The sequence below is a fragment of the Prosthecobacter algae genome (assembly GCF_039542385.1).
GTDB lineage: Bacteria > Verrucomicrobiota > Verrucomicrobiia > Verrucomicrobiales > Verrucomicrobiaceae > Prosthecobacter > Prosthecobacter algae.
In genome coordinates this window covers 24,371-45,907 of record NZ_BAABIA010000016.1, presented here as the reverse complement: position 1 = coordinate 45,907, position 21,537 = coordinate 24,371, and the positions used below count along the sequence as shown (strand labels likewise).

General features: G+C 63.3%; 18 protein-coding genes. 15 read left to right on the top strand and 3 right to left on the bottom strand.

Annotated features, from left to right (window positions below; genetic code table 11):
* Positions 1-304 precede the first annotated feature (304 nt).
* The 13 genes from ABEB25_RS23980 to ABEB25_RS23920 all read left to right on the top strand — a co-directional run bounded on the left by ABEB25_RS23980 (position 305) and on the right by ABEB25_RS23920 (position 14,891).
* A complete protein-coding gene (locus ABEB25_RS23980) occupies positions 305-490 on the top strand; it encodes a hypothetical protein (RefSeq protein ID WP_345738998.1) in 186 nt (61 codons plus the stop codon).
* A gap of 255 nt (positions 491-745) precedes the next feature.
* The gene (locus ABEB25_RS23975; protein WP_345738997.1) at positions 746-1,270 is read left to right on the top strand and encodes a DUF1353 domain-containing protein; all 525 of its coding nucleotides are present in this window, start codon (positions 746-748) and stop codon (positions 1,268-1,270) included.
* Positions 1,267-1,842: a M15 family metallopeptidase gene (locus ABEB25_RS23970; RefSeq protein WP_345738996.1), complete on the top strand. Its 576-nt coding sequence runs from the start codon at positions 1,267-1,269 to the stop codon at positions 1,840-1,842. Before ABEB25_RS23975 ends, ABEB25_RS23970 begins: the two co-directional genes overlap by 4 nt.
* Positions 1,843-1,932: 90 nt before the next feature.
* Positions 1,933-2,958: a hypothetical protein gene (locus ABEB25_RS23965; RefSeq protein ID WP_345738995.1), complete on the top strand. Its 1,026-nt coding sequence runs from the start codon at positions 1,933-1,935 to the stop codon at positions 2,956-2,958.
* A gap of 72 nt (positions 2,959-3,030) precedes the next feature.
* On the top strand, positions 3,031-4,584 hold the full coding sequence (locus tag ABEB25_RS23960; RefSeq protein ID WP_345738994.1) for a hypothetical protein: 1,554 nt from the start codon (positions 3,031-3,033) through the stop codon (positions 4,582-4,584).
* Between the two features lie 124 nt (positions 4,585-4,708).
* Positions 4,709-5,230, top strand: coding sequence for a hypothetical protein (locus ABEB25_RS23955; RefSeq protein ID WP_345738993.1), 522 nt, complete (start codon positions 4,709-4,711; stop codon positions 5,228-5,230).
* 5 nt (positions 5,231-5,235) lie between these two features.
* Positions 5,236-6,159, top strand: coding sequence for a hypothetical protein (locus ABEB25_RS23950; protein WP_345738992.1), 924 nt, complete (start codon positions 5,236-5,238; stop codon positions 6,157-6,159).
* Between the two features lie 5 nt (positions 6,160-6,164).
* Positions 6,165-9,743 (top strand): choice-of-anchor D domain-containing protein, encoded by a 3,579-nt coding sequence (locus ABEB25_RS23945; protein ID WP_345738991.1) that lies wholly within the window; start codon positions 6,165-6,167, stop codon positions 9,741-9,743.
* Position 9,744: 1 nt separating this feature from the next.
* Positions 9,745-10,698, top strand: a complete 954-nt coding sequence (locus ABEB25_RS23940) for a glycosyltransferase family 2 protein (RefSeq protein WP_345738990.1) — start codon at positions 9,745-9,747, stop codon at positions 10,696-10,698.
* Complete coding sequence (locus ABEB25_RS23935) at positions 10,695-13,841, top strand: choice-of-anchor D domain-containing protein (protein WP_345738989.1); 3,147 nt, start codon at positions 10,695-10,697, stop codon at positions 13,839-13,841. Before ABEB25_RS23940 ends, ABEB25_RS23935 begins: the two co-directional genes overlap by 4 nt.
* Before the next feature lie 35 nt (positions 13,842-13,876).
* A complete protein-coding gene (locus tag ABEB25_RS23930) occupies positions 13,877-14,074 on the top strand; it encodes a hypothetical protein (RefSeq protein ID WP_345738988.1) in 198 nt (65 codons plus the stop codon).
* Positions 14,071-14,262, top strand: a complete 192-nt coding sequence (locus ABEB25_RS23925) for a nuclear transport factor 2 family protein (protein WP_345738987.1) — start codon at positions 14,071-14,073, stop codon at positions 14,260-14,262. Before ABEB25_RS23930 ends, ABEB25_RS23925 begins: the two co-directional genes overlap by 4 nt.
* Positions 14,259-14,891: a hypothetical protein gene (locus tag ABEB25_RS23920; protein ID WP_345738986.1), complete on the top strand. Its 633-nt coding sequence runs from the start codon at positions 14,259-14,261 to the stop codon at positions 14,889-14,891. The genes ABEB25_RS23925 and ABEB25_RS23920 overlap by 4 nt, the downstream gene beginning before the upstream one ends.
* 343 nt (positions 14,892-15,234) lie before the next feature.
* Here ABEB25_RS23920 and ABEB25_RS23915 read toward each other — a convergent pair whose 3' ends face one another.
* On the bottom strand, positions 15,235-16,344 hold the full coding sequence (locus tag ABEB25_RS23915; protein WP_345738985.1) for a tetratricopeptide repeat protein: 1,110 nt from the start codon (positions 16,342-16,344) through the stop codon (positions 15,235-15,237).
* Between the two features lie 72 nt (positions 16,345-16,416).
* On the opposite strand from ABEB25_RS23915, the gene ABEB25_RS23910 reads away from it, so the two are divergent.
* The gene (locus ABEB25_RS23910) at positions 16,417-16,662 is read left to right on the top strand and encodes a hypothetical protein (protein WP_345738984.1); all 246 of its coding nucleotides are present in this window, start codon (positions 16,417-16,419) and stop codon (positions 16,660-16,662) included.
* 374 nt (positions 16,663-17,036) lie between these two features.
* On the opposite strand, the gene ABEB25_RS23905 is transcribed toward ABEB25_RS23910, so the two are convergent.
* Together ABEB25_RS23905 and ABEB25_RS23900 are read right to left on the bottom strand one after the other, a co-directional pair.
* Positions 17,037-18,344 (bottom strand): ABC transporter permease, encoded by a 1,308-nt coding sequence (locus tag ABEB25_RS23905; RefSeq protein ID WP_345738983.1) that lies wholly within the window; start codon positions 18,342-18,344, stop codon positions 17,037-17,039.
* 22 nt (positions 18,345-18,366) lie between these two features.
* Positions 18,367-19,320, bottom strand: a complete 954-nt coding sequence (locus tag ABEB25_RS23900) for a substrate-binding domain-containing protein (RefSeq protein WP_345738982.1) — start codon at positions 19,318-19,320, stop codon at positions 18,367-18,369.
* Positions 19,321-19,430: 110 nt separating this feature from the next.
* Here ABEB25_RS23900 and ABEB25_RS23895 point away from each other — a divergent pair, with 110 nt between their 5' ends.
* Positions 19,431-21,347: an SMP-30/gluconolactonase/LRE family protein gene (locus ABEB25_RS23895; RefSeq protein ID WP_345738981.1), complete on the top strand. Its 1,917-nt coding sequence runs from the start codon at positions 19,431-19,433 to the stop codon at positions 21,345-21,347.
* Positions 21,348-21,537: the final 190 nt, after the last annotated feature.

Here is a 21,537-nt window from a genome sequence, read left to right as displayed (position 1 = left end):
GGGGGGGGGGGGGGGGGGGGGGGGGGGGGGGGGGGGGGGGGGGGGGGGGGGGGGGGGGGGGTGGGGGGGGGGGGGGGGGGGGGGGGGGGGGGGGTAAATGGGGGCAGTGTGGGGTTGGTGGGTTTTGGCGGGGGCGGGGGCAATGGGGGGACGAATGCGGGCGGAGCGCCGCAGAAGGGTGGCGATGGTGCGAACTATGGGGGCGGCGGTGGCGGCGGTGGGGGGAGTGCGAATGGCACGGGCTCTGGAGCGGGAGGGAAGGGCGGGGCAGGGCTGGTGATTGTGTGGACTTACTTTTGATTTTATGAAACCGACTTTGACGAATTTGAATGATGTATTGTTAGGCCTGCTGGGGGCGGGGGCGCAGGTGATCGGTGTGGTGGCTTCCTGGCAAGAGCATCTGGAATGGGGGATGCGGGTGGCTTCTCTGTTGGTGGGCATTGCTGTGGGGGTGGTGACCATCATCAGCCTGAGGCGGAGATCGAAATGAAAATGATTCGGATGATGAACATCGTGAAATAATGCTCAATTATGATTCTGAAATGCTTTTTGATGAGTGGTGTGATGGTGGGGCTGAGTGCCTGTGAGAGTGGCCGGGGGCTGGCACTTGCGGAGGCGGCGGTTTCGGTGTTGGAGGCCCGAGGCACCTTGAAGACTACGGATGCCGAGGCTTTGAGGCTTTGAGGCTGGGAAGCGGGATTTTGCTGGGGCCGGAGAGGTCGAAACTGCAAGGTGATCTGAGCAAATGACTGCGATGGAACGGATGCCGGTGATCATTCCGGTGCGGGATGCGTCGGTGGGCTTTGGTCTGCTGCCAAGGTGGCTTTTCCCGTGGGTGCGGGGGCCGCTTTGGCGGCTGGCTGAGGCTTATGATTTTGATCTGGCCGGCACGGAGGCGGGGAGGTTTTGCATTCCAGGGGGCTATGAGTTCGACAAGGCGAGCATTCCGCCGCTGTTTTGGGGTCCGCCTTTGAACTATCTGCCGGACGGGCTGTGTTTGCTGCCAGCCCTGGAACATGACTTTTTGTGTGACCTGCTGAGTGGGGGATCGCGATGGCTGGAAGAACGGCTGGACGGGGTGCCGATGTGTCCTGCGGCAGCGGATGTTCATGAGCATTTTAGGCTGAGACTGCATGAATGCGGGGTGCGGCCAGGAAAGGCGGAGGCCATGGGGCGGGCGGTTGCGGCGCTGGGGCCGCAGGGATGGGCGTGGCCCTGGCTGAAGACCGGGGCAATTGCGGCGGGACTAACCATTTATTGGATCTTATGAAAACAGAAGAGATAAAGAAGATGCAGCACCGGATTGGTGTGACGGCGGATGGGTTTTGGGGGCCGGAGTCGATTGCGGCGTGCCGGGCTCATTTGAGGGGGCTGATGCCGAAACTGTGTGAGTGGCCGAAGGCGGATGGGGCGAGCCTGAGGGCGTTTTATGGCAGGCCCGGGGATGAGGGCAATCTGGTGAGCTTTGCCTTTCCATACCCGGTCTTTTACGGGGGGAAGCGGGTGACGAAGGGGCGCTGCCACTGGAAGGTGAAGGACAGCTTGCTACGGATCCTGACGAGGATCGGCAATATCCATGGGGAGGAGCGGGGAATCATGGAGGAGGCGGAGGATTACGGCGGCATCTACAATTATCGCAACAAGCGGGGAGGCTCGACGCTGTCGGTGCATGCCTGGGGGGCGGCGATTGACCTGGATGCGGATGACAATTCGTTCCGCGAGACCTGGCCGGTGCAGGCGGACATGCCGCTGGAGATCATGGAGGAGTTTGCAAGGGAGGGTTGGGTGAGCGCGGGGGCGTTCTGGGGTTATGATGCGATGCATTTTCAGGCGACGCGATAGCAAGTGGAAAACATCAGGAAAAAATGGCACTTAGAGAAAAACGGTGCTTTTTGAGTTGCGCGGAAATGAAATGACGGGGATGTTTTGATCATGGATGAAACCACAGTCTTTGGCGGTGATGAAACCGGGGTGAACGGGGATGCGGGGGAGCTGGTGCAGGAGGCTGCGACGGCTTTGGGCGGAGAAGGCCAGGGTGGCCTGGAGGAGGCGATGCAGGCGGTGGACTTGGGCTTGCTGAATGAGGAGCAGGTGGCGGATCTGGAGAGTGGGGATGCTGCGAGGATCGAGCAGGCGGTGAGGGCGGCGCAGAAGTCTGGCGAGGTGAGGATGCCGGGGCGGATCAGCTTGAAGGCGATTGAGAATCCGGAGGAGAAACGGAGCCTGATCGAAGCGACGAGGATGCTGCGCGACGGGGAGGCGAAGAGCCTGCGGGAGGCGCTGGGGCGTGTGTTTGAGCTGGAAGGTGCGGTGGCGAAGATGGAGGTGGAGCCAAAGTCGGCACCGGAGCCTGAGCCATTTTTTCAAGACACAGGAGTAGAGGCGATGGAACTCCGCCTAGCGCAGATGCAGGAGGAGTGCGAGGCGCGGAAGCAGGCCTATGATTATGAGGGGGCGGAGGCCTTGATGGCGGAAATGGCGGAGGCCCGAATGGAGCTGCGGGAGGCGCAGAAGGCGGGTGAGATGCAGCAGGGGCATGTGGCGGAGTTTGTTGCCGGTGAGGATGCCTCCCGCGGACGTGTGCTGGAGCAGTACGGTGTGCTGCTGAGAGATCCACAAAGTGAATTTAATCATTTGTTAGACGCTGAGATTGCGCTTGCAGAAAGGCGTAATGATGCGATATTAAGTTCTGCCGACTGGCCTGAGAAAATCGCCAGCCGGACTTACCAGAAGTATGAGGTCCTGATGGGAGGCGGCGTTGCCGATCCCTGGGCCGGAGGGCCGGGAAACCGGGCAGTTTCAGCACCGCGCACAGGCGTGCGCATGCCGGGCTCTCCTGTGGGTGTCGGGGCGAATTCGACGGCATTGACGGCATCTGCCGCCCTGTCGGAATTTGAGAGGCTGAGCCCGGAGGAGCAGAAGAGCGTGCTGGACCAACTGGACAGAAATCGTCTTTAAAGAACGACTGTCTTTTGGGTAATTAAACAGTGTAAAACATCATTCAAAGAAAGAGATCAGAGGGCTACTATCATGCCGGACAATACATTACCTTACAATTCGGATGCTCGCGTGCAGTCACTGGCTGTGGCGCTGGGGCAGGACCCAAACCTTGTGGCGAAGGTCTGGAACAAGCAGTTGCGCACGGGTGCGCAGTCGGTGGATGACTTTAGCTTCTTCGAGGGGGGCGAGAAGGACGCGAAGCCGTTTGTGGTGAAGAAGGACCTGGACAATTACAATGCGGGTGACTCGGTGGTTTTCACCGTGATGTCGCAGCCGCGTGGTCCGGGTGTGCGTGGCGAGAAGGAGCTGACGGGGAATACGTCTTCGGTGAACTGGGCGACGTACACCTGCAAGGTGGACTTCTGGCGCGATGCGTTTGAGTGGAACAAGAAGCAGGCGAAGTTCATGGCGGCCGGTGGCAGTGTGAAGTCGGCGATCATGGACCAACTGAAGCTGAAGTTGGGCCGCAAGCGGATGAACGACATGAAGATGGCGCTGAAGCTGCTGGGCAAGGGCAACACGATCTACCCGAACGGCAAGAAGAGCTTTGATGCGCTGACGGCGGCTGATACGATGACGCCCTCGGTGCTGACGATGGCGAAGCCGCAGTGGCAGCGTCTGGGCGGCATGCCGTTCAAGATCGGCCACAACAAGCATCGCTCGCCGGTGTACTCGTGCATGGCTTACATTCCGGATGCGGCGATGACGTCGCTGCGACTGTCGAGCCATTACGAGAATGCGCTGCTGAATGCGGCGGCGCGCAGTGATGACAACCCGCTGTACAGCGGGCGTCTGCTGGACTGGCAGGGCATCGGCCTCTTTGAGCACATTTCGGTGGATGCGGAGTATGATGTGCTGGCGGATCCGCTGGCACCGCGTGCGATGCTTTCGGTGGGCTTTGGCGTGGATGATGGTGCGGGTGCCTGCAAGCTGATCTCGGATGCGAACGACACGCAGACGCGGTTCTTTGAGTGGTTCGGCGGCTACAAGTATGAGTGGTGGGAGGGCCAGGCGGTGCATCCGGAGTGGACGCCGTTTTACGCGGAGATCACGGCGGCGACGTACTATGCGTGGATCGTGAATCCGGGTGGTTCGGTGGGCTTCATCAGCTACGTGGGCTCGGGCAACAACGGCAACCAGATCACGGTGACGAACATCCTGAGTCCTGGTGGTGCGGGCGGCTCCGGCAAGGGTGCGGCGGTGGTGGGTGAGATGAATGCGACGGGCAATGCCTGGGGCAGTGTGGCGGGGCCTGGCAGCGATGCCGGGGCTGCCAATCTGTCGGCAGACTTCGACTACACGGACACGTTTGAAGTGGGCGCGTATGTGATCCCGTGCAATGCGCGCGGTGCGGTGGACATGTCCTCGCTGATGCTGGGCCGCAATTCGGCGGTGCGTGCGTATGTGGGTGATGACAAGATGATCTACCAGGAGCGTGACTATGGCTTCACGCACGGGGGCGGTTATGAGTCCATCTTCGGTCAGACGCCGTGCATCCGGACGGACCGGAAGACGACGGGGTATGCGCTGATCCGCCATGCGGGCCAGCATGCGGGCCTGGAGGTGCCTTCGCTGGAAAGCTAGGCAGGGTTTTGAGGGAGCGTGTGTCCCTCAATGAAAGGCCCCGGTGTGCGTGGTGTGTGCAGGGTGTGCGCGCACCGGGGTCCCTTTTATTTTTTTGACATCCTTTTGGTTTTTCTTTGCGCTTATGAATGATGATCCTTGCAGGAAACTGCCGATGCGGGTGACCGCGAATGTGATGGCGGGGCATTTACGCCCGGGTGAGCCGGTGGTGGTGCTGGTGGCGAAGGGGATCGGCTCGACACAACCGTATGAGTTTCGTGACCGGGACGGGCGCAGCTACCTGATGGGGTGGGATCTGAAGGCGGACGGGCATGTGCTGCGGGTGCCGTGGCATCTGTGGATGGGGAACGGGGCGCGGCTGGCGAATGCGATGATGGACCAGCGGAGGCTGGCGTTTGCGATGGTGGTGCTGGTGGAGCTGCCGGAGGTGGAGGCGAAGGAAGGCGGTGATACTGCGCGTGGGAATGATGTTTTACATCCTTCTGAACTGGTGGATCTGCTGAAGGGTGGTGCGGTGAGGCTGAAGACGGCGGCGCATTTGCTGAACCTGACGGAGGAGGGGCTGCGTGCGGAACTGGCGCGGCCGGATTGCCCGGCGGTGCTAGGCACCGGGGGCTGGGTGCGGGTGAAAATTTCGGCTCTTTGATTTTTATGGCGATGAATGTGCGTGATGTGGTGGAGCATCTTTACCGTTACCTGAGGAAGGAGCAGCGGCAGCTTCCTTTGACGGATCCGGATCTGGATGATCCGCTGCCGGAGGCGCTGGCGGCGGTGAATGCGGTGCTGCAGAGGCTGGCGGTGCGGGCGCCGAAGTTTGCGGTGCAGAGGCCGATGGCGGCGCTGTTCCATGGGCCTGCGACGGTGACGGTGAGCGGTCTGGTGAGAGAAGGGCGAACGGTGAACTGCGTGGCGTGGCCGGCCTGGGCGGCGGGCTGCCAGGTGCTGCTGCCGGGGGATGCGCTGCCGAACCGGATCCTGGAGGTGACGGGGCAGGTGGCGACGCTGCTGTATCCGCACCTGGCGGAGAGCACGGGTGGCCAGGCGAAGGTGATGGCGGATGCGGTGGTGCTGGGGCCGGAGGTGATCGCGGTGCTGCCGCCGGTGCGGCTGCGGGGCGGAGCGGAGCTGAGGCCGGTGAATGGGAAGCGGGCGCTGAGGGCGCAGGGCGGCGGTGTGGTGCGCGATGACTTTGGCCGACTGAGGCGCGGGCCTGCGGAGGTGGGTGGGACCTACCATGTGGAAAGTGTGATGCTGCCGGGGATGTCGCTGCCACGTTTTCAACTGAGGCTGGGGACGGCGGTGACGGCGGAGACGGTGGTGGAGTATGATGCGCGGTGCAGCCTGGGATGGGTGACGGCGAACCATGTGTTCAATGATGCGCCGGTGCCGGTGCCTGCGGAGCATGTGGAGTCGCTATTTCTGCCGCTGGTGTTGCAGCGATTTTTCAGCGCGAGCGTGATGCGCAATGCGGATGTGCCGCCGCTGGTGGCGGTGCAGGCGCAGGAGGCGGAGCTGCTGCTGGAGGCGATGCGGCCGCAGACGGAGAAAACCTTTCGACTTTATCCCGGACTTTAATTTCCATGGCTGATTCTTACTTTGATGCTCCCCGACGTGGCAACCGTGACTGGCCTGACATCCAGCTTGCGGACGGTGTTTCACCTTTGAACCGCGTGTACAATGACAGTGTGACGCTGCCTGCGGACCTGCTGCGCAAGTTTCCCAAGGAGGAGATGGCTGCGCGCATGGTGCTGACCTGCACGGGGTCTGTGACAGGGCCTAACAAAAAGCTGGAACTGGAGGGTGGCTATGAGGTGCGGCTGGTGACGGATGGCGCGGCGGGCACGGTGCCGGTGAAGGTGCTGGCGGTGGATGTGCGGCTGCTGGATACGGGGGCGAAGGTGGCGGCAGCGGTAGCGGCGGCGGTGAACGGGTGGCTGCCGATGTTTACGGCGGTGGCGCTGGGGGCGCGGCTGGGGATCTACACGGGGAAGGGGCAGAATGCGGTGCTGGAGAACACGCTGGGCTGGGTGTTCAGCAGTGAGGATGTGGCGCTGGTGAGGCCGGGTTTCCCGCCGGAATGCACGCCGGGGACGTATCACCCGCAGTGTGAGCACCTGGTGCTGGTGGAGGCGCGCCTAACCAGTTCTACCGATACGCATGCGACCTTTGCGCGACGCTGGCAGGTGGACCTGGCGAGGCTGGATGAGTCTGCGGCGGTGGATGTGCCTGCGGTGCTGAAGCAGGGGATGCGGGAAGGGGAGCAGGTGGAGCAGTCGGTGGCGCCACCACGGCAGTTTCTGCCCTGGCTGAAGACGCTGACGCAGAGCTTGAAGACGAAGCGGGGCACGGTGGCGGCGGCGGAGCCGGGCACGGTGCAGAGCGCGGTGACGGAGGAGAATCTCGCCTCGGCAGCGATGAACAAGGTACGGCAGGAGTGGGGGACGCCGGTGCCGCTGAGGACGCATGAGTTTGACCTGGACTCGGGGGAGATGCGGGAGGTGCGGCAGGAGGTGGTGCCAGCGGGGACGCTGGGGAAGGTGATCGGTGATGATGGCCGGTATGAGACGGTGCAGCAGGTGGATCATCTGTGGGCGATCCGGACGACGGTGCAGGCGAGCGGGCTGGCGGGCCTGGCGCAGAACGGCACGTTTGAGAGGGCGTACAAGTACCGCGACAACTATGCCTGGCCACGGGTGCTGCACTACATCGACATCCAGGCGGTGCCGACGGATCCGCGCGACATCTATTCGCCAACGGACCGTTACTGCTGGCGACCAGTGTGGCTGGTGGATGCGTTCAACGGGCCGTGCAACTGGCTGGTGAAGGAGCGGTGGACGAGTAAGAAACCGCAGTTTGCCCGCGATGGCGGAGACCCAAACTGGAGCACACTGTATGAGGAACAGGCGGCTGTGTGGGAGGCGCTGGCGGATACGGTGGAGGCGACGAATCCAGCGCAGGCGGAGGCTTTGCGGGAGCAGGCGGAGGGTCATCGGAATGCCTCGCCAGATCTGCCGACAGAGACGCCGATGCAGACGCGGGAGATCGAGTTTCGCGGGAGTGAGCTGCAGATTTATGTGCCGGAGTGCCTGCACAGCGGGGTGCGCATCTGGGATGGCATTTTCTTTCAAGAGTATCCGCGCACGGTGCCGATGCGGTGGCCGCGCGAGGTGATCGCACGGGTGAGCTTGACGCCGGACCAGGGGGGCTGGCTGACGCGGACGTACATCGTCGAGGCACCGAGTGACAATGGCCGGACGAGCGGGCTGGAGCTGTGGCAGGCGAAGCAGAATAGTACAGGATTTACCCTGGAGTGGACGCGCGAGGCGAGCGGTGCCCCGCAGCCGACGACGCTGACGGTGGCGACGGACCCGACGCTGAAGAGCGGCATCCATGAGGATCTTTTCAATAAGACGGTGACTCCTGCGGGGAGCGGGGCGGACCGCGAGTTCGCGGTGACGAATGTACGGCGTGGCCGGGTTTACTATGCGCGCATCCAACGGGGCGGGCTGGAGAGCAACCTGTGCATCTGCACGACGGAGCCAGTGCCGGAGTTGCAGGTGCTGCATGAGGGGGAGACGCTGGCTTCGGGGACGGGCGAGGTGGATCTGGGTAATGTGGAGCCGGGACGCAGCAACACCATTTCGCTGACGCTGCTGAGTGCGGGGATGAAGCCGCTGGAAAATCTGGTGGTGGAGCTGGTGGCGGATGGGCCGGATGAGGATGTGAACTTTTGGAATGTGGAGGCGGCTCCGCTGGGGCTGCCGCCTTCGGCCAGCGATACACTGGATGTGACCTTTGCGCCGGTGGCGGCGGAAGGGGGGACGCTGCAGGCGACGACGCGGCGGGTGACGCTGAGGATCACCTCGAACGCGGAAGGGAGCCCCTTTTTGCTGAAGCTGAAAGGGATGGTGGCGAAGCCGGAAATCGAGGTGGAGCAGCCTGCGGGTGTGGTGGTGCTGACGGCGGGGCTGGTGGACTTTGGCGCGGTGAGTGATGACCGCACGGAGCGTGTCTTTAAACTGCGCAATGTGGGCAATGCGCCGCTGCTGGGGCTGGCGCTGACGTTTGCCGGGACGGATGCGAATGATTTCAGTCTGAAGGAGGATGCGTTTGTGACGGAGCTGGGGCCGCAGCAGAGCCACACGTTCACGGTGGTGTTTGATCCGGCGGAGGATCCGGGGGCGTTTGATGTGCGCGAGGCGCGGCTGGAGATCGTGAACAATGATGACGATGAAAATCCGTACGTGATCCGCCTGAGTGGGGTGCTGCAAAAGCCGCGTGCGCCAGGGGTGCCGGACCCGACCTTTCCAATGCCGGTGAATGGGCTTGTACGCGCGGTGGCGGTGCAGGCGGATGGGGATGTGGTGATCGGTGGAGACTTTACAATGGTGAAAGATATGACTCGAAATTATGTGGCGAGAGTGAAGCCGGACGGGACGCTGGACAGCACCTTTGATCCGGGAGTGAACGGGCCTGTGCTGGCGGTGGCGGTGCAGGCGAATGGTAACATTTTGTTAGGCGGGCAGTTTGGCACGGTGGGGGGAAATGTTTGCCCGCACCTGGCGCGGGTGGATGCCTCGGGGAATCATGATGATTATTTCCTGCCTGACCCGAACGGGGAGGTGCGGGCACTGGCGGTGCAGCGGGATGGCAAGATCGTGGTGGGGGGAAACTTCACCCTGCTGGCAGGGATGACGCAGCACTACTATGGCCGTCTGCTGGCCGATGGCAGTGTGGATAGCAGCTTTTTCCAGGACACGGCGAACAACGGGCCGGTGAATGCGCTGACGCTGACGGATGAAGGGAAGATCGTGATGGTGGGGGATTTTGCAGGGGAGGAATCGCCGACGACCCCACCGCCCACGCTGCCGCCAACGACTTGGCCGCCGACAACCTGGCCGCCGACTCCGCCACCACCAACTTCGCCACCACCGACCTCGCCACCACCAACTTCGCCACCACCGACCTCGCCACCGCCGACCTCGCCACCTACGACTTGGCCACCCACGACCTGGCCACCCACGACCTGGCCACCTACGACCTGGCCACCTACGACCTGGCCACCTACGACCTGGCCACCTACGACCTGGCCACCGCCGACTTCACCCCCGACTACCCCACCGCCGACTTCACCCCCGACTACCCCTCCCCCCTTCTAATATGAGCCAAGTTCCTTTGGTAACGGTCGCGCTGGCCTCTCGCAATGAGGTGGCCATGCTGGTGATGACGGTGATTTCATCGGTGGAGGCCTTCCGGGCTGCGGGAGTGCCTGGAGAGGTGCTGGTGGTGGACAACTCGGACGAGGCGGTGCATGCGGCAGTGCGGTCTGCGCTGTCGGGGCAAATCAAGGACGGGGTGGTGCGGCTGTTGAGGGAGGAGAGCCCATCGATTGCGGTGACGACGGACCGGGCGCACCGGGAGGCCCGGGGTGAGTATGTGCTGTACTTTGATTCGCACTGTTTGTTAGGTGCGGGGACTTTGGAAAAGATGTTGGACTTTTTTGCCCGTCACTCGGGGGAGCGGATCGGATTTCTGCATGCGCCGATCCAGTGGGCGCACATGTCAGCCAGCAGTCGCATGACGCATTTCCAAGTCGACCGGACGCGCATGGGGGAGTGGGCGGGTGCGAAGCGGGTGAAGGAGGAGCAGCGAGTGACCTGGAAGGGGATGCCGCACATGATCCGGCGGGAGACGTATGAGAAAATCGGGGGGCTGGGCTGCTGTGCGGAACATCGGCTGGGCTGGGGAATCATGCGGTACCTGGGGATGAAGCCATGGCTGCTGGGCTATGAAAACTGGGCGATCCCGGAGGGGGTGGTGTACCACTTTGGCGAATGGCCGGATGAGGTGAAGCCCTTTGCCCAATACCGGAACTATCATAAAAGCGGCGAGGAGCGTGTGGGCAGTGCCCTGGCGGTGGCGGCGTATGTTTTCGGCGGGGAGGACTTTCTGCGAAGCGAGTACGAGGCCCAGATGAAACCTTTTTTCCCCTCGGTTGATGCTGCGCTGGCTGCGGCCAAGAGGCTGGGGGAGGCGGAACGACAGTGGATGCTGTCTAACCAAGTTTGCTCAATCAACCAGCTTTTTTCTAACCCACCCTGGAACACTTTATGATCCATAAACGAATCACACGTCTGAATGCAAATGGCACGCCTGATGAATCCTTTGACCCAGGGACGGGGCTGAACGGGGCGGGGCAGGCGGTGGCGGTGCTGCCGACGGGGCAGATCATCGTGGGGGGCCACTTTACGGAGGTGGGCGGGCTGGAGCGTGCGCATGTGGCCATCCTGGAGGAGGATGGCAGGCTGGCGGAGATGCGGGCGGATGCGGACGGGCCGGTGCATTTCCTGCTGGCGCAGACGGATGGGCGGGTGCTGGTGGGCGGGGATTTCTCGGAGATCCAGGACGTGCAGCGGCAGCATCTGGTGCGGCTGAAGGAGGACCTGGTGCTGGAGGCGGCCTTTGACCCGAGCCTGGATGGGCCTGCGTATGCGGGGGCGCTGCAGGCAGATGGGGCAATCTACATCGGTGGGGACTTTAGCATGGCGCGCGGGGATGCTTACAGTCACCTGGTGCGCTTGTACAATCAGGAGGCGACAGGCGGGCTGGAGGTGCAAAATTCCAGCCGCGTGACGTGGAAGCGCAGCGGTGCGCGCGGGGAGGCGACGCAGGTGACCTTTGAGCTGAGCACGGATGCCGGGGCGACGTGGACGGCGCTGCCGGGTACACCGGTGCGGACGCAGGGGGACTGGGACCTTTCTGGCCTGACGCTGAGCGGCAGCGGGCATGTGCGGGCGCGGGCCTTTCCGGGCGATGGCCGCAGCGGCTGGGTGGATGAGGAGGTGCTGGCCTTTAACTTTGTGCCGGAGATCCAGGTGATGGTGGGGGAGACGGTGCTGCCCAGCGGGGTGCTGACGGTGCAGGACTTTGGCTCGGTGCCGGTGGGGGCGGTGGCGACGGTGAAGTTCACGGTGAGGAATGTGGGCCTGCTGCCGCTGGAGCTGACGGGCACGCCGAATCTGGTGGCAATCACGGAGGCGACGGACGGCAGCGGGTGGTCGGTGGTGCAGCCCTTTGGGCCGGAGGATGATGCGGTGATCCAGCCCCGGCAGTTTGTGGAGTTCACGGTGCAGTTTGCACCTGGGAGCGAGTGGAACAAGACGGCGAAGCTGACGCTGCCTAACAATGACTCTGACGAGGGCGGCTATCAAATCCGGCTGGCGGGCTTTGCTGAGCCGGGACCGGGATCGCGGGATTTCACCTTTCAGCCGCAGGTGAATGGGGAGGTCTTTGCGCTGGCCTCGGGCAGCCAGCAGGTGCTGGCGGGCGGGAAATTCACCACGGTGAATGCGCGGGCGTACAAGTTTTGGTCGCGGCTGACGCATGGGGATGCGCTGGTGGATGCGCCTGCGAATCTGGGGACGCGGGTATCCATGGCGGCGATGCTGCCGGATGGGAGGATGATGGTGGTGAGGGATGGCAGTGCGACGACTTCCCGGCTGATGCGCCTGCTGCCGGACGGGAAGACGGACAGCAGCTTTAAGTCGCCGATCCCGAACACCGGGATGATCATGAATATGGTGGTGCAGGCGGATGGGGCGGTGATCCTGGGCGGGGCCTTCACGGTGAAGGTGGGGGCTGAGAATATTGCGGCCCCGGTGCGGCTGCGGCCAGATGGGACGCTGGATGTGACGTGGCGGCCCACGGCGGCGTGGCGTGTGAATGGGATGGCGCTGCAGGCGGACGGGAAGCTGATCCTCAGTGGCCAGTTCTATTTCGTCCGGGGAGAGTTCGGGACGGGCACGGTGATCAAGCGGGTGATCCGCCTGCACGAGTCAGGGGTGCTGGATGCGACCTTTAATGAGCAGTTGCCGGCGGGAACTTTCTCGTCGCAAGGAGGGCTGGTGTCTGTGACGGCGGATGACAAGATCCTGGTGCATGCGGTGGAGAATACCATTGCAGGCACGGGGGCGATGCTGCATCGGCTTAATGCGAACGGGACCCTGGACAGTGGCTGGACGCCCTTTGCCGCGCGCGGCATCCGCACGCTGGTGCAGCAGGCCGATGGTGGTATCATCCTTAGTTATACCCAGAATGGCGACCGCCTGGTGCGGCTGTTGCCGAATGGCACGGTGGACACCTCCTTTGTGCCGCTGCTGACGAACCTGAAGGTGAACGCCGTGGGCCTGAGCCCGGATGGGCAGGTGTACATCGGCGGGGACTTCATGCTGAATGGGAAGATGCAGGGGCTGGCGCGGCTGATCAATCAAAAGACGGCCAGCAGCCAGTTCAGCGTGCTGGACCGTGAGCGTGTGCAGTGGCTGCGCGGGGGCACGGCCCCGGAGGCGCAGGATGTGGCCCTGCACCTGAGTGAGAATCTGGGCCAAACCTGGACCTACCTGGGGCGTGCGCAGCGCACCTCCGGCGGGTGGCTGCATGCGGCGCTGGATCTGCCCACGGCGGGCCTGCTGCGGGCGACGGCGCGCACGGTGGGCGGCTATGGCTGTGGCAGCTCGGGCCTGATGGAGGTGCGGCAGGAATTCAGGGATCTGCATGCGCCGGATTTGAAGCTGACGCAGGCGGATACGACGATCGCGCCGGGTGGTAACATCCAGTTTCTGCCCACCCTGCCGGGCCGCAGTGGCGAGCTGGTGCTGACGGTGGAGAATGCGGGCAAGCACGACCCGAGCCGGCCAAACCCGCTGCTGCTGCAGACGCTGACGGTGCGGACGACGAGCAGCAACAAGCCAGGGGCGGCGCTGGACTGGCAACTGGCCTCCTCCCCCACGGACATCAGCCTGGCACCGGGGGAGAAGGTATCTCTTGTCATCCGCTTCACCCCATCGGCCATCGGTTACAGCACGGGGCAGCTCGTCATCACCTCCAACGTGCCGGGGGCGAAGAAGACCTGCACCTACACGCTGCGTGGCAGCGGCATCGCGCAGCCGGTGGCCACCACGCAGGCGGCGAACAGCATCACGGCCACGGTGGCGAAGCTGCGCGGCCTGGTGAAGCCTAACCATGATGTGGCGAAGGCGTGGTTCGAGTACAAGCGCACCAATGCGAGCGACTGGATCCGGGTGCCGACGACGGAATTCACCACCTCGGGCTTTACCAGTGTGCAGGTGGAGCAGGTGCTGAGCGGGCTGCTGCCGGGCACGGCGTATCATTATCGTGTGGGGGTGTACAACAGCTTCAACACGGTCTCTTCGCCTGTCTATGGGGTCATCAGCGGCTTCACCACGCTGCCTTTCTGAGGCAGGTTGTTTCACCCTGCATCTTTCTTTTTGCCATGAATGAACCTGACCCTGAAGCGCAGGAAAAGACGGCCACGCTGGATGGCCATTACGGGGCTGAGATCCAGTTCCAGGCGGTGCAGGCGCGCACGCGGGAGCTGGTGCGCCTGGCCTTTGACTTCGTCCGCATCATCCCTGCCAGTGGTGCGGCCATCATCCCTGGGGAGCAGCCCACCATCCGCCGCGCACGATGATCACCCAGGACCAGTGGGAACGCATGACGCCGGGGGAGCAGGCGGAGGCCTGGTGGCAGGAGCTGAGCGGGATGATCCGCGAGGCGATGGAGGGCCTGCACTACACGCCGGGCAACGGGCAGACGCTGGTGGTGAGCGGCCTAACAACGATTGTGGGAAAGAAAGAAACCCCTGATTCCGGATCATGACCTGGCAGCATCTCCAACAGCTCCGCGCCACGGCGCAGTCCAGCATCCGCCAGCACCTGGGGGAGGCGCAGCCGCAGGGCGGGCAGGGGGCCATCGTGCAGGGCGGCAGCATCGCCCTGCTGCCCGACCGCCGCGAGCCGGGCCAGCCGCGCACGGCCCCGTGGACGCTGGCCATCTTTGCCACCATCGACTATGAATGGCCGGGGGTGGACAGTGACGGCCGTGCCTACAGCCGCTCTGGCAGCTACCCGGTCGATGTGGCGGCCTGGATGCCGCGCCAGTTTCCGATTTTGCGACGCAGCTACCTGCTGGAGTCCAGCCAGTTTTTCGAGCTGACGCCCGATGAGGAAACCGGGGCGTGGCACAAGCGTGTGAGCACGGTGAAATTCGAGGCCCGCGCCCTGCCGGGGGACCGGGGGCCGCATGGCCAGTATGACTACGCGGACAGCTACTACCGCATCCCGGTGGAGATCACCGTGGGCCATGTGGTGGCCACGCTGGGCAGCCCGCCGGACATTGTCAAAACCCACAAGCTGACGCTGCGCCGCAATGGGGCCACCTACACGCCCAAGCCGGTGCAGATGGATGAGTTTTATGAGCTGCGGGTCTTGGACGTGAAGCGGATTTGAGAGTTGCTAGGGCGGGGATTTTCAACCACGGAAGATTCGGAAAACACGGAAGGTGGGGGATGACGGGGAGGGAGCAAGGAGTGGGACTTGCCAAGTCCGGTGATTTTGGGGCGAACCAGGCTTGGCGGTGGGGCTGGGCTTTTTTACAGGATTAACAGGATGGATAAGATTAACAGGAAGTGTGGCAAGGGGGTAGGGTTGTTCGGTCTGTTGGTGTGTAGCCTTTAGGCGATTCTATGAGCTGCCGGACCTTCACCAGATCGCCTAAAGGCTACACACCAGCAGAGCTGGCGAGAGCGGGGTGGTAGGCCGACCCAAAGTTTGAACCCAAGGAACGAGGTGCCTATTCGCGGTTCGGCAAAGTTTGTTGGGCGCGGTCCTGCCATTGGCGGGCCTGGGTTTCATCGGCGGAGGTGCCGAGGCCGGTCCGGTAATAGCCGGAGAGCAGAGTCATGGCATCGCGCCAGCCCAGGCTGGCGGCCCGGCTGCACCATTCAAAGGCCAGGGAATCATCCTGGGGCAGACCGCTGAGCCCTTCCTGGTAAAAGCGGGCGAGGCTGTACTGGGCCTGCGGCAGATCGGCGTGGGCGGCTTTTTTCAGCCAGAAGACGCTGACTTCGGCATCGGGCCTTAGGCCGTCGCCACGGTAGTAGCACTGGCTCAGGTAGTACTGCGCCTCAGCATTGCCGGCGGGTGCGGCGACGATGAGCCCCCGCACCCCGGCGCTGCCAAAGCGGCCCTGGGCATCCCGCGCAGCCAGGGCCTGGGCCAGCTCTCCCGCGGCCGGTGCCGGGGCAGATGAGGCTGCCGTGCTGGGCAGGGGGGGAAAGGTTAGCGGGGGAAAGGGCCGGGACTGATGCGCCGCCTCCGCCAGCAGCGGCACTGGCGTGTAGGTGGGGGCTGGCGCGGGCTCTGCGGCTAACTCAGCGGCTGACTCAGATGGGGGCAAAAGGGGAGCTTGGAGGGACAGCTCGGCATCTTGCAGCGATGGGTAGAGAGCTGCCATGGGTTGGTTGATTCCGCGTCTGCCCAGCAGGCAGATCGCGATGATGACGGTCAGAAAGACCGCGCACAGCACCTGCCACACCCGGCGTCGACGGCCTCGTTTCCGCTGCGGCAGCGAGGGCGATGGTGAGGCTGTGACCTTTGTGCGGAGGGGCAGCGGCGGGGGCAGGCTGCCAAGCCCTGGCGGTGGCAACTGGCGTGCTGGCAGCGGTGGGGGCGTGGCCAAAACGGGGGCCGGTGCCTGTGCCGCAGCGGGCAGGGGTGGGGGCAGCTCATCCTGAAAAATCTCTCCCAGCGGCAGCCATTCCGCCATGCCACGCTGCCAGCCCAGCACGTCGCGACCCAGCTTGCCCTGGATCAGCCGTTGCAGCAGCACCTCGCGCTCCAGCAGCTCCAGCATGGCCCCGTTTTGGGACAGGTGAAAAGGCGAGGCATCGGCAGTGGGCATGGCTTTTCTAAGCACGAAGCCCTGCTGCCTGCAACTGGTCTTGCTTACGGAGTTGGGGGGGGAGGGGAGCCTGTGTTCAGTTCGGGGGTCAAGGAGGTCAAGGAGGTCAAGGAGGTCAAGGAGGTCAAGGAGGTCAAGGAGGTCAAGGAGGTCAAGGAGGTCAAGGGGGTCAAGGGGGTCAAGGGGGTCAAGGGGGGCAAGGGGGGCAAGGGGGTCAAGGAGGTCAATGGGGTCAAGAAGCCGCGAAGCGTCCTGGAGTGCGCCAGTCCTCTGGCGCTTTCGAAAAGCTCACTCGTCTCCGATCTGCCCCATACCTAGGACCTAGAAGACCTCTAGGGCCTATCTTCGCCCTTACCCCCTAGTAGATCGCTTTGAGAAAAGTTTGTTAGGTGTGCTACGCGTCCTGTGTTTGAGGATGCGGACAAAGTGTCCGCGCTTCTCTCACGTCCAACGGCGGCCTGAGAACCCTCGAAAGCGCCAGAGGACTGGCGCACTCCAGGACGCTCCGCGCGGCTTGACGCCCTTGACGCCCTTGACGCCCTTGACGCCCTTGACGCCCTTGACGCCCTTGACGCCTTTGACGCCTTTGACGCCTTTGACGCCTTTGACGCCTTTGACGCCTTTGACCTTTGACCTTTGACCTTTGACCTTTGACCTTTGACCTGAGCACTGAGCACTGGCCCCCGCCCCCCTCACTTCCCCCTCACTTTGTCCACCAGCACAGCCCCCAAGATCACAGCGCCCAGCACCACCTTCTGCGTGTAGCTTTCCACGTTGGTCAGGTTCATGCCGTTTTGAATCACGGCGATGATGAAGGCACCCGTGAGTGTGCCGATCATGCTGCCTTTGCCACCGCTGAGGCTGGTGCCGCCTACCACCACGGCGGCGATGACATACAGCTCATACATGCCGCCGTAGGTGGGGGATCCACTCTTCAGTTGCGAGGCCATCACCACGCCGCCCAGGCCTGCCAGCAGGCCGCTGGCGACGTAGGCAAACATCAGCACGCGCTCCACCGGCACGCCGGAGATGTGCGCTGCCTCGCGGTTGCCGCCCACGGCATACAGGTAACGGCCGATGCGCATCTGCGTCATCACCAGATGGGCGGCGACGTAGAGCAGCAGCATCAGCAGCACCGCGTTCGGGATGCCCAGGACATCGGCCCCACGGCCTAACCAAACAAACGTGTCAGGGATCTGATAGATGGACTGCCCCTCGGCCAGGGTGTAGGCAAAGCCGCTGGTCACCAGCATCATGGCCAGGGTGACGATGAAGGGTGGGATGCTGAAGCGCGTGATCATCAGCCCGGAGAAGCCACCCGCCAGACCGCAGGCCAGGATGGCCACGGCACTGGCCAGCACCATGCCGCCTGTGCCTGCTTCCAGCGCGCCCGCCTTTTCCCGGATGAACCAGGACACCAGCACGGCAGCGAGTGCCAGCAGGCTGCCCACAGAGAGATCAATGCCTGCCGTGATGATGACCATTGTCATGCCGATGGCGATGATGGCGATCACGGCGATCTGGTTGGCGATGTTCAGGAGGTTGTCGCCTTTGAGAAAATTGGGCCAGCGATAGCTGTCGGGCTTCACCAGGCGTGGGGTGCCCAGCGGGGCGAAATCCTTGGCCACTTCCTCCAGCACCAGCCAGCGCGTGGTTTCATCCGTGCCGAGGATGGCATCCACCTTCGCTCCTGTGGCGGCCTGCTTTTCCAGTGCGGCTCGCACATCGGCAGGCGCACCCTTCACCACCGCCGCCACAGTCGCTCCTGCCGCCTTCACCTGGGCCGCCACGGCATCTGCATAGGCGGAGTCTTCAGCGGATGGCCTAACAACAACCATGACCGTTTGCCCGGCCTTCACTTCCTTCACCACCTGTGCCACCGCCGCCTCGCCCGTCACGGACTGGTCCGTCAGCGTGACCAGGCTGAAGAAGGCGCACAGCGCGGCCAGCACGAGGATCATGCCGTGGTCTGACAGCAGGCGGAGCAGGGGACGTTTCATGGCTTGAAAAAAGGGAAGGGGTTTACTTCAGTTCAGGGTCCTGTTGGGCATCCGCCTGGCGGTAGAGCTGCGTGGGGATGAGGATCTGCGGCGGCTGCGGCAGCCCGCGTGACCACGTCATGATGGACTGCACCAGTTGCACGCCCATCTTGTCGGGGAACTGGATGGGGTCCGCGTAGATCTTGCCGTCCTTGATGGCCTGCTTGCCCTCCGGCTGGCCGTCGAATCCGATGATGACCACCTGCTTTTCCTTGCCCGCCTTTTCCAGTGCGGCGCGTGCGCCCAGGGCGGCGGGATCATTGATGGCAAAGATGCCTCGCAGATCCGCATGGGCCTGCAGCGTGTCCTCAGCCGCCTTGTAGCCCAGGTCCTTCGCGCCGCCGCTTTCCAGCTCCGCCACGATGTCGATCTTCGGTTTGCCACTGGCATTGTGCGCGTCGATGACTTCGCGGAATCCCTTCACGCGGAGCTGGCAGGACTCCACCTGCTTCAGGTGCAGCACGGCCACCTTGCCGCCGCGTTCGCCCAGGGCTTCGATCATCGCCGCGCCCGCCTCCTTGCCACCGCCATAGTTGTCCGTGGCGATCTGCGTCACCAGTTTCACCCCCGGTTCATTGCAGGGCACATCTACGGTGAAGACCGGGATGCCCGCCGCATTCGCCTCCTGGATCACTGGCACGATGGACTTGGAATCGCAGGGGCTCAGCACGATGGCGCTCACCTTTTTCACGATGAAATCCTTCACCTGGTTGCTCTGCTTGGCCACGTCCTTGTCACCGCTCACCACGATGACGTCGTAACCCTGCTTGCGCCCTTCGGCGGCTAGGTTGTCGCCGATGACTTTGAAGAAAGGATTGTCCAGCGTCAGCAGCGATGCGCCGATGGTGCCGCGTGTGGGCGCAGGGGCCTCCGGCTGGCCGCAGCCCGCCAGTGCGATGAGGAGGCCGAGGCCGAGATAACGGGAAAGGTGTCTCATGCGTGGGGTCGGTGGGATGGGGGTTAATGCCGATGCTGAAGGGTCCGTCTGAAAATGACAATCATGGAGTGAGAGAAACCCTCATCTTTGTGGCGTTGGTTTATCCCGTCATGCTTCGCCCCCTTCTCATCGCGTTTGCCTCCCTCGTTGGCCTCACTCTCGCTGCGGAGGAGGCTTTATTTCAAGCCAACCCGCTGACGGAAAAAGGCCAGTTCACCGATGGCATCGAAGGCCCCGCCTGCGATGAAGCGGGCCACATCTACTGCGTGAAATTCGGCGGCGAGCACACCCTGGGAAAAACCACACCGGAGGGGAAGGCGGCCCTGTTTGTGAACCTCCCCGCAGGCAGCACCGCCAATGGCATCCGCCTCGGCCCGGACGGCTTTCTCTACGTGGCCGACTACACCGGGCACAATATTTTGAAGGTGAACCGCCAGACGGGCGAGACCATCGTCTGGGCCCATGAGCCGACGCTGAACCAGCCCAATGACCTCGCCATCCTGGATGACGGCAGCTTTTACGCCAGCGACCCGGACTGGAAGGCGGGCACCGGGCAGATCTGGCGCATCAGCCGCGAGGGCAAGTTCACCAAGGTCGCCCCGGACATGGGCACGACGAACGGCATCGACGTCAGCCCGGATGGCAAGACGCTGTATGTGAATGAGAGCGTGCAGCGCAAGGTCTGGGCCTTCAGCATCGAGGCGGATGGCTCATTGACTAACAAACGATTGCTCAAGGAGTTTCCCGACTTCGGCTTTGATGGCATGCGCCTGGATGTGAAGGGGAATCTCTACATCACCCGCCATGGCAAGGGCACCGTGGTGAAGCTTTCGCCCAAGGGCGACATCCTGCAGGAGATCACCCTGCCGGGCAGCAATCCCTCAAACATCTGCTTTGGCGGTCCCGATGGCCGCACCGCCTACGTCACCGAGATGCAGAACGGCCAGCTCGTGCAGTTCCGCGTGGACCAGCCCGGCCTGGAGTGGCAGCGCCTGCAGGACTGGCGCGCGGCGGATCAGGAAAAGAAACCCGCCCAGGTGAAAACAGCCGCCGCCATCCGCGATGTCTGCGCCTGGCCAAATCTCACCACCCTGCGCGATGGCACCGTCATCGCCGTGGTGCACAACCAGCCCGGCCATGGCACGATGGAGGGCGACATTGACTGCTGGGCCAGCACGGACGGGCTGACGTGGGAAAAGCGCAGCACCATCACCCGCCACGTCCCCCACACCATCCGCATGAACCACGCCGCAGGCCTCGCTGCCAATGGCGACCTCATCGTCCTTTGCTCCGGCTGGACCGATGTGCAGCAGCCTCAGCGGCCCAAGCAGGCCCCCTTTCGCGATGACATCCTTTCCAACTGGGTGCTGCGCTCCGCCGATGGTGGCCGCACCTGGACCCAGCATGAAAACTTCCCTGCACCCGAGGCCGGCTGGTCGCACTACATCCCCTTTGGCGACATCTGGGCCCGTGACGGCGCACTCTACACTTCTTGTTATCACGGCCAGTTTGTCGATGCCACGAAAAGCTCGAAGACCAAAGGCTACCGCTCCTGGCTCTTCCGCAGCGATGATGACGGTGCCACGTGGAAAGCCGTGTCCATCATCGGCGCACGTCACAATGAGACCGATCTTTTCCCCCTCGGTGGCAAACGCTGGCTGGCCGCTGCCCGTGTGGAGGCCATGGACCTCTTCTTGAGCCAGGATGATGGTGCCACCTGGCTGGCCCCCCTGCGTGTCACGGGCCGCAACGAGATTAATGGCCACCTCACCCGCCTACAGGATGGCCGCCTCCTCCTGACTTATGGCGTCCGTGTGGCCCGCCAGTACGGCGTCCGCGCCAAGTTCAGCAGCGATGATGGAGCAAACTGGAGCGACCCCATCCGCGTGGCCCACAGCCACAGTTGGGACTGCGGTTACCCCAGCAGCGTCCAGCTCGCCAATGGCGACATCGTCACCGCCTACTACTCCAAAGACTCCCCCCTCTATACCGGTTATCACATGGGCGTGGCCGTGTGGAAACCGTGAGGAGGTGATGTCGCTGCCAGCGTCCCGCGCTTCCTCAAGGCCCCAAGGAGCGGGACTTGCCAAGTCCCGTGGTTTGGAAGTTTAGGGCGGACGAGGGGCGGCGATGGAATGGAGCTGTTTTTACAGGATTAACAAGATGAACAGGATTAACAGGAAGTGTGTAAAAGAGACAGGTTTGTTCGGTCTGTTG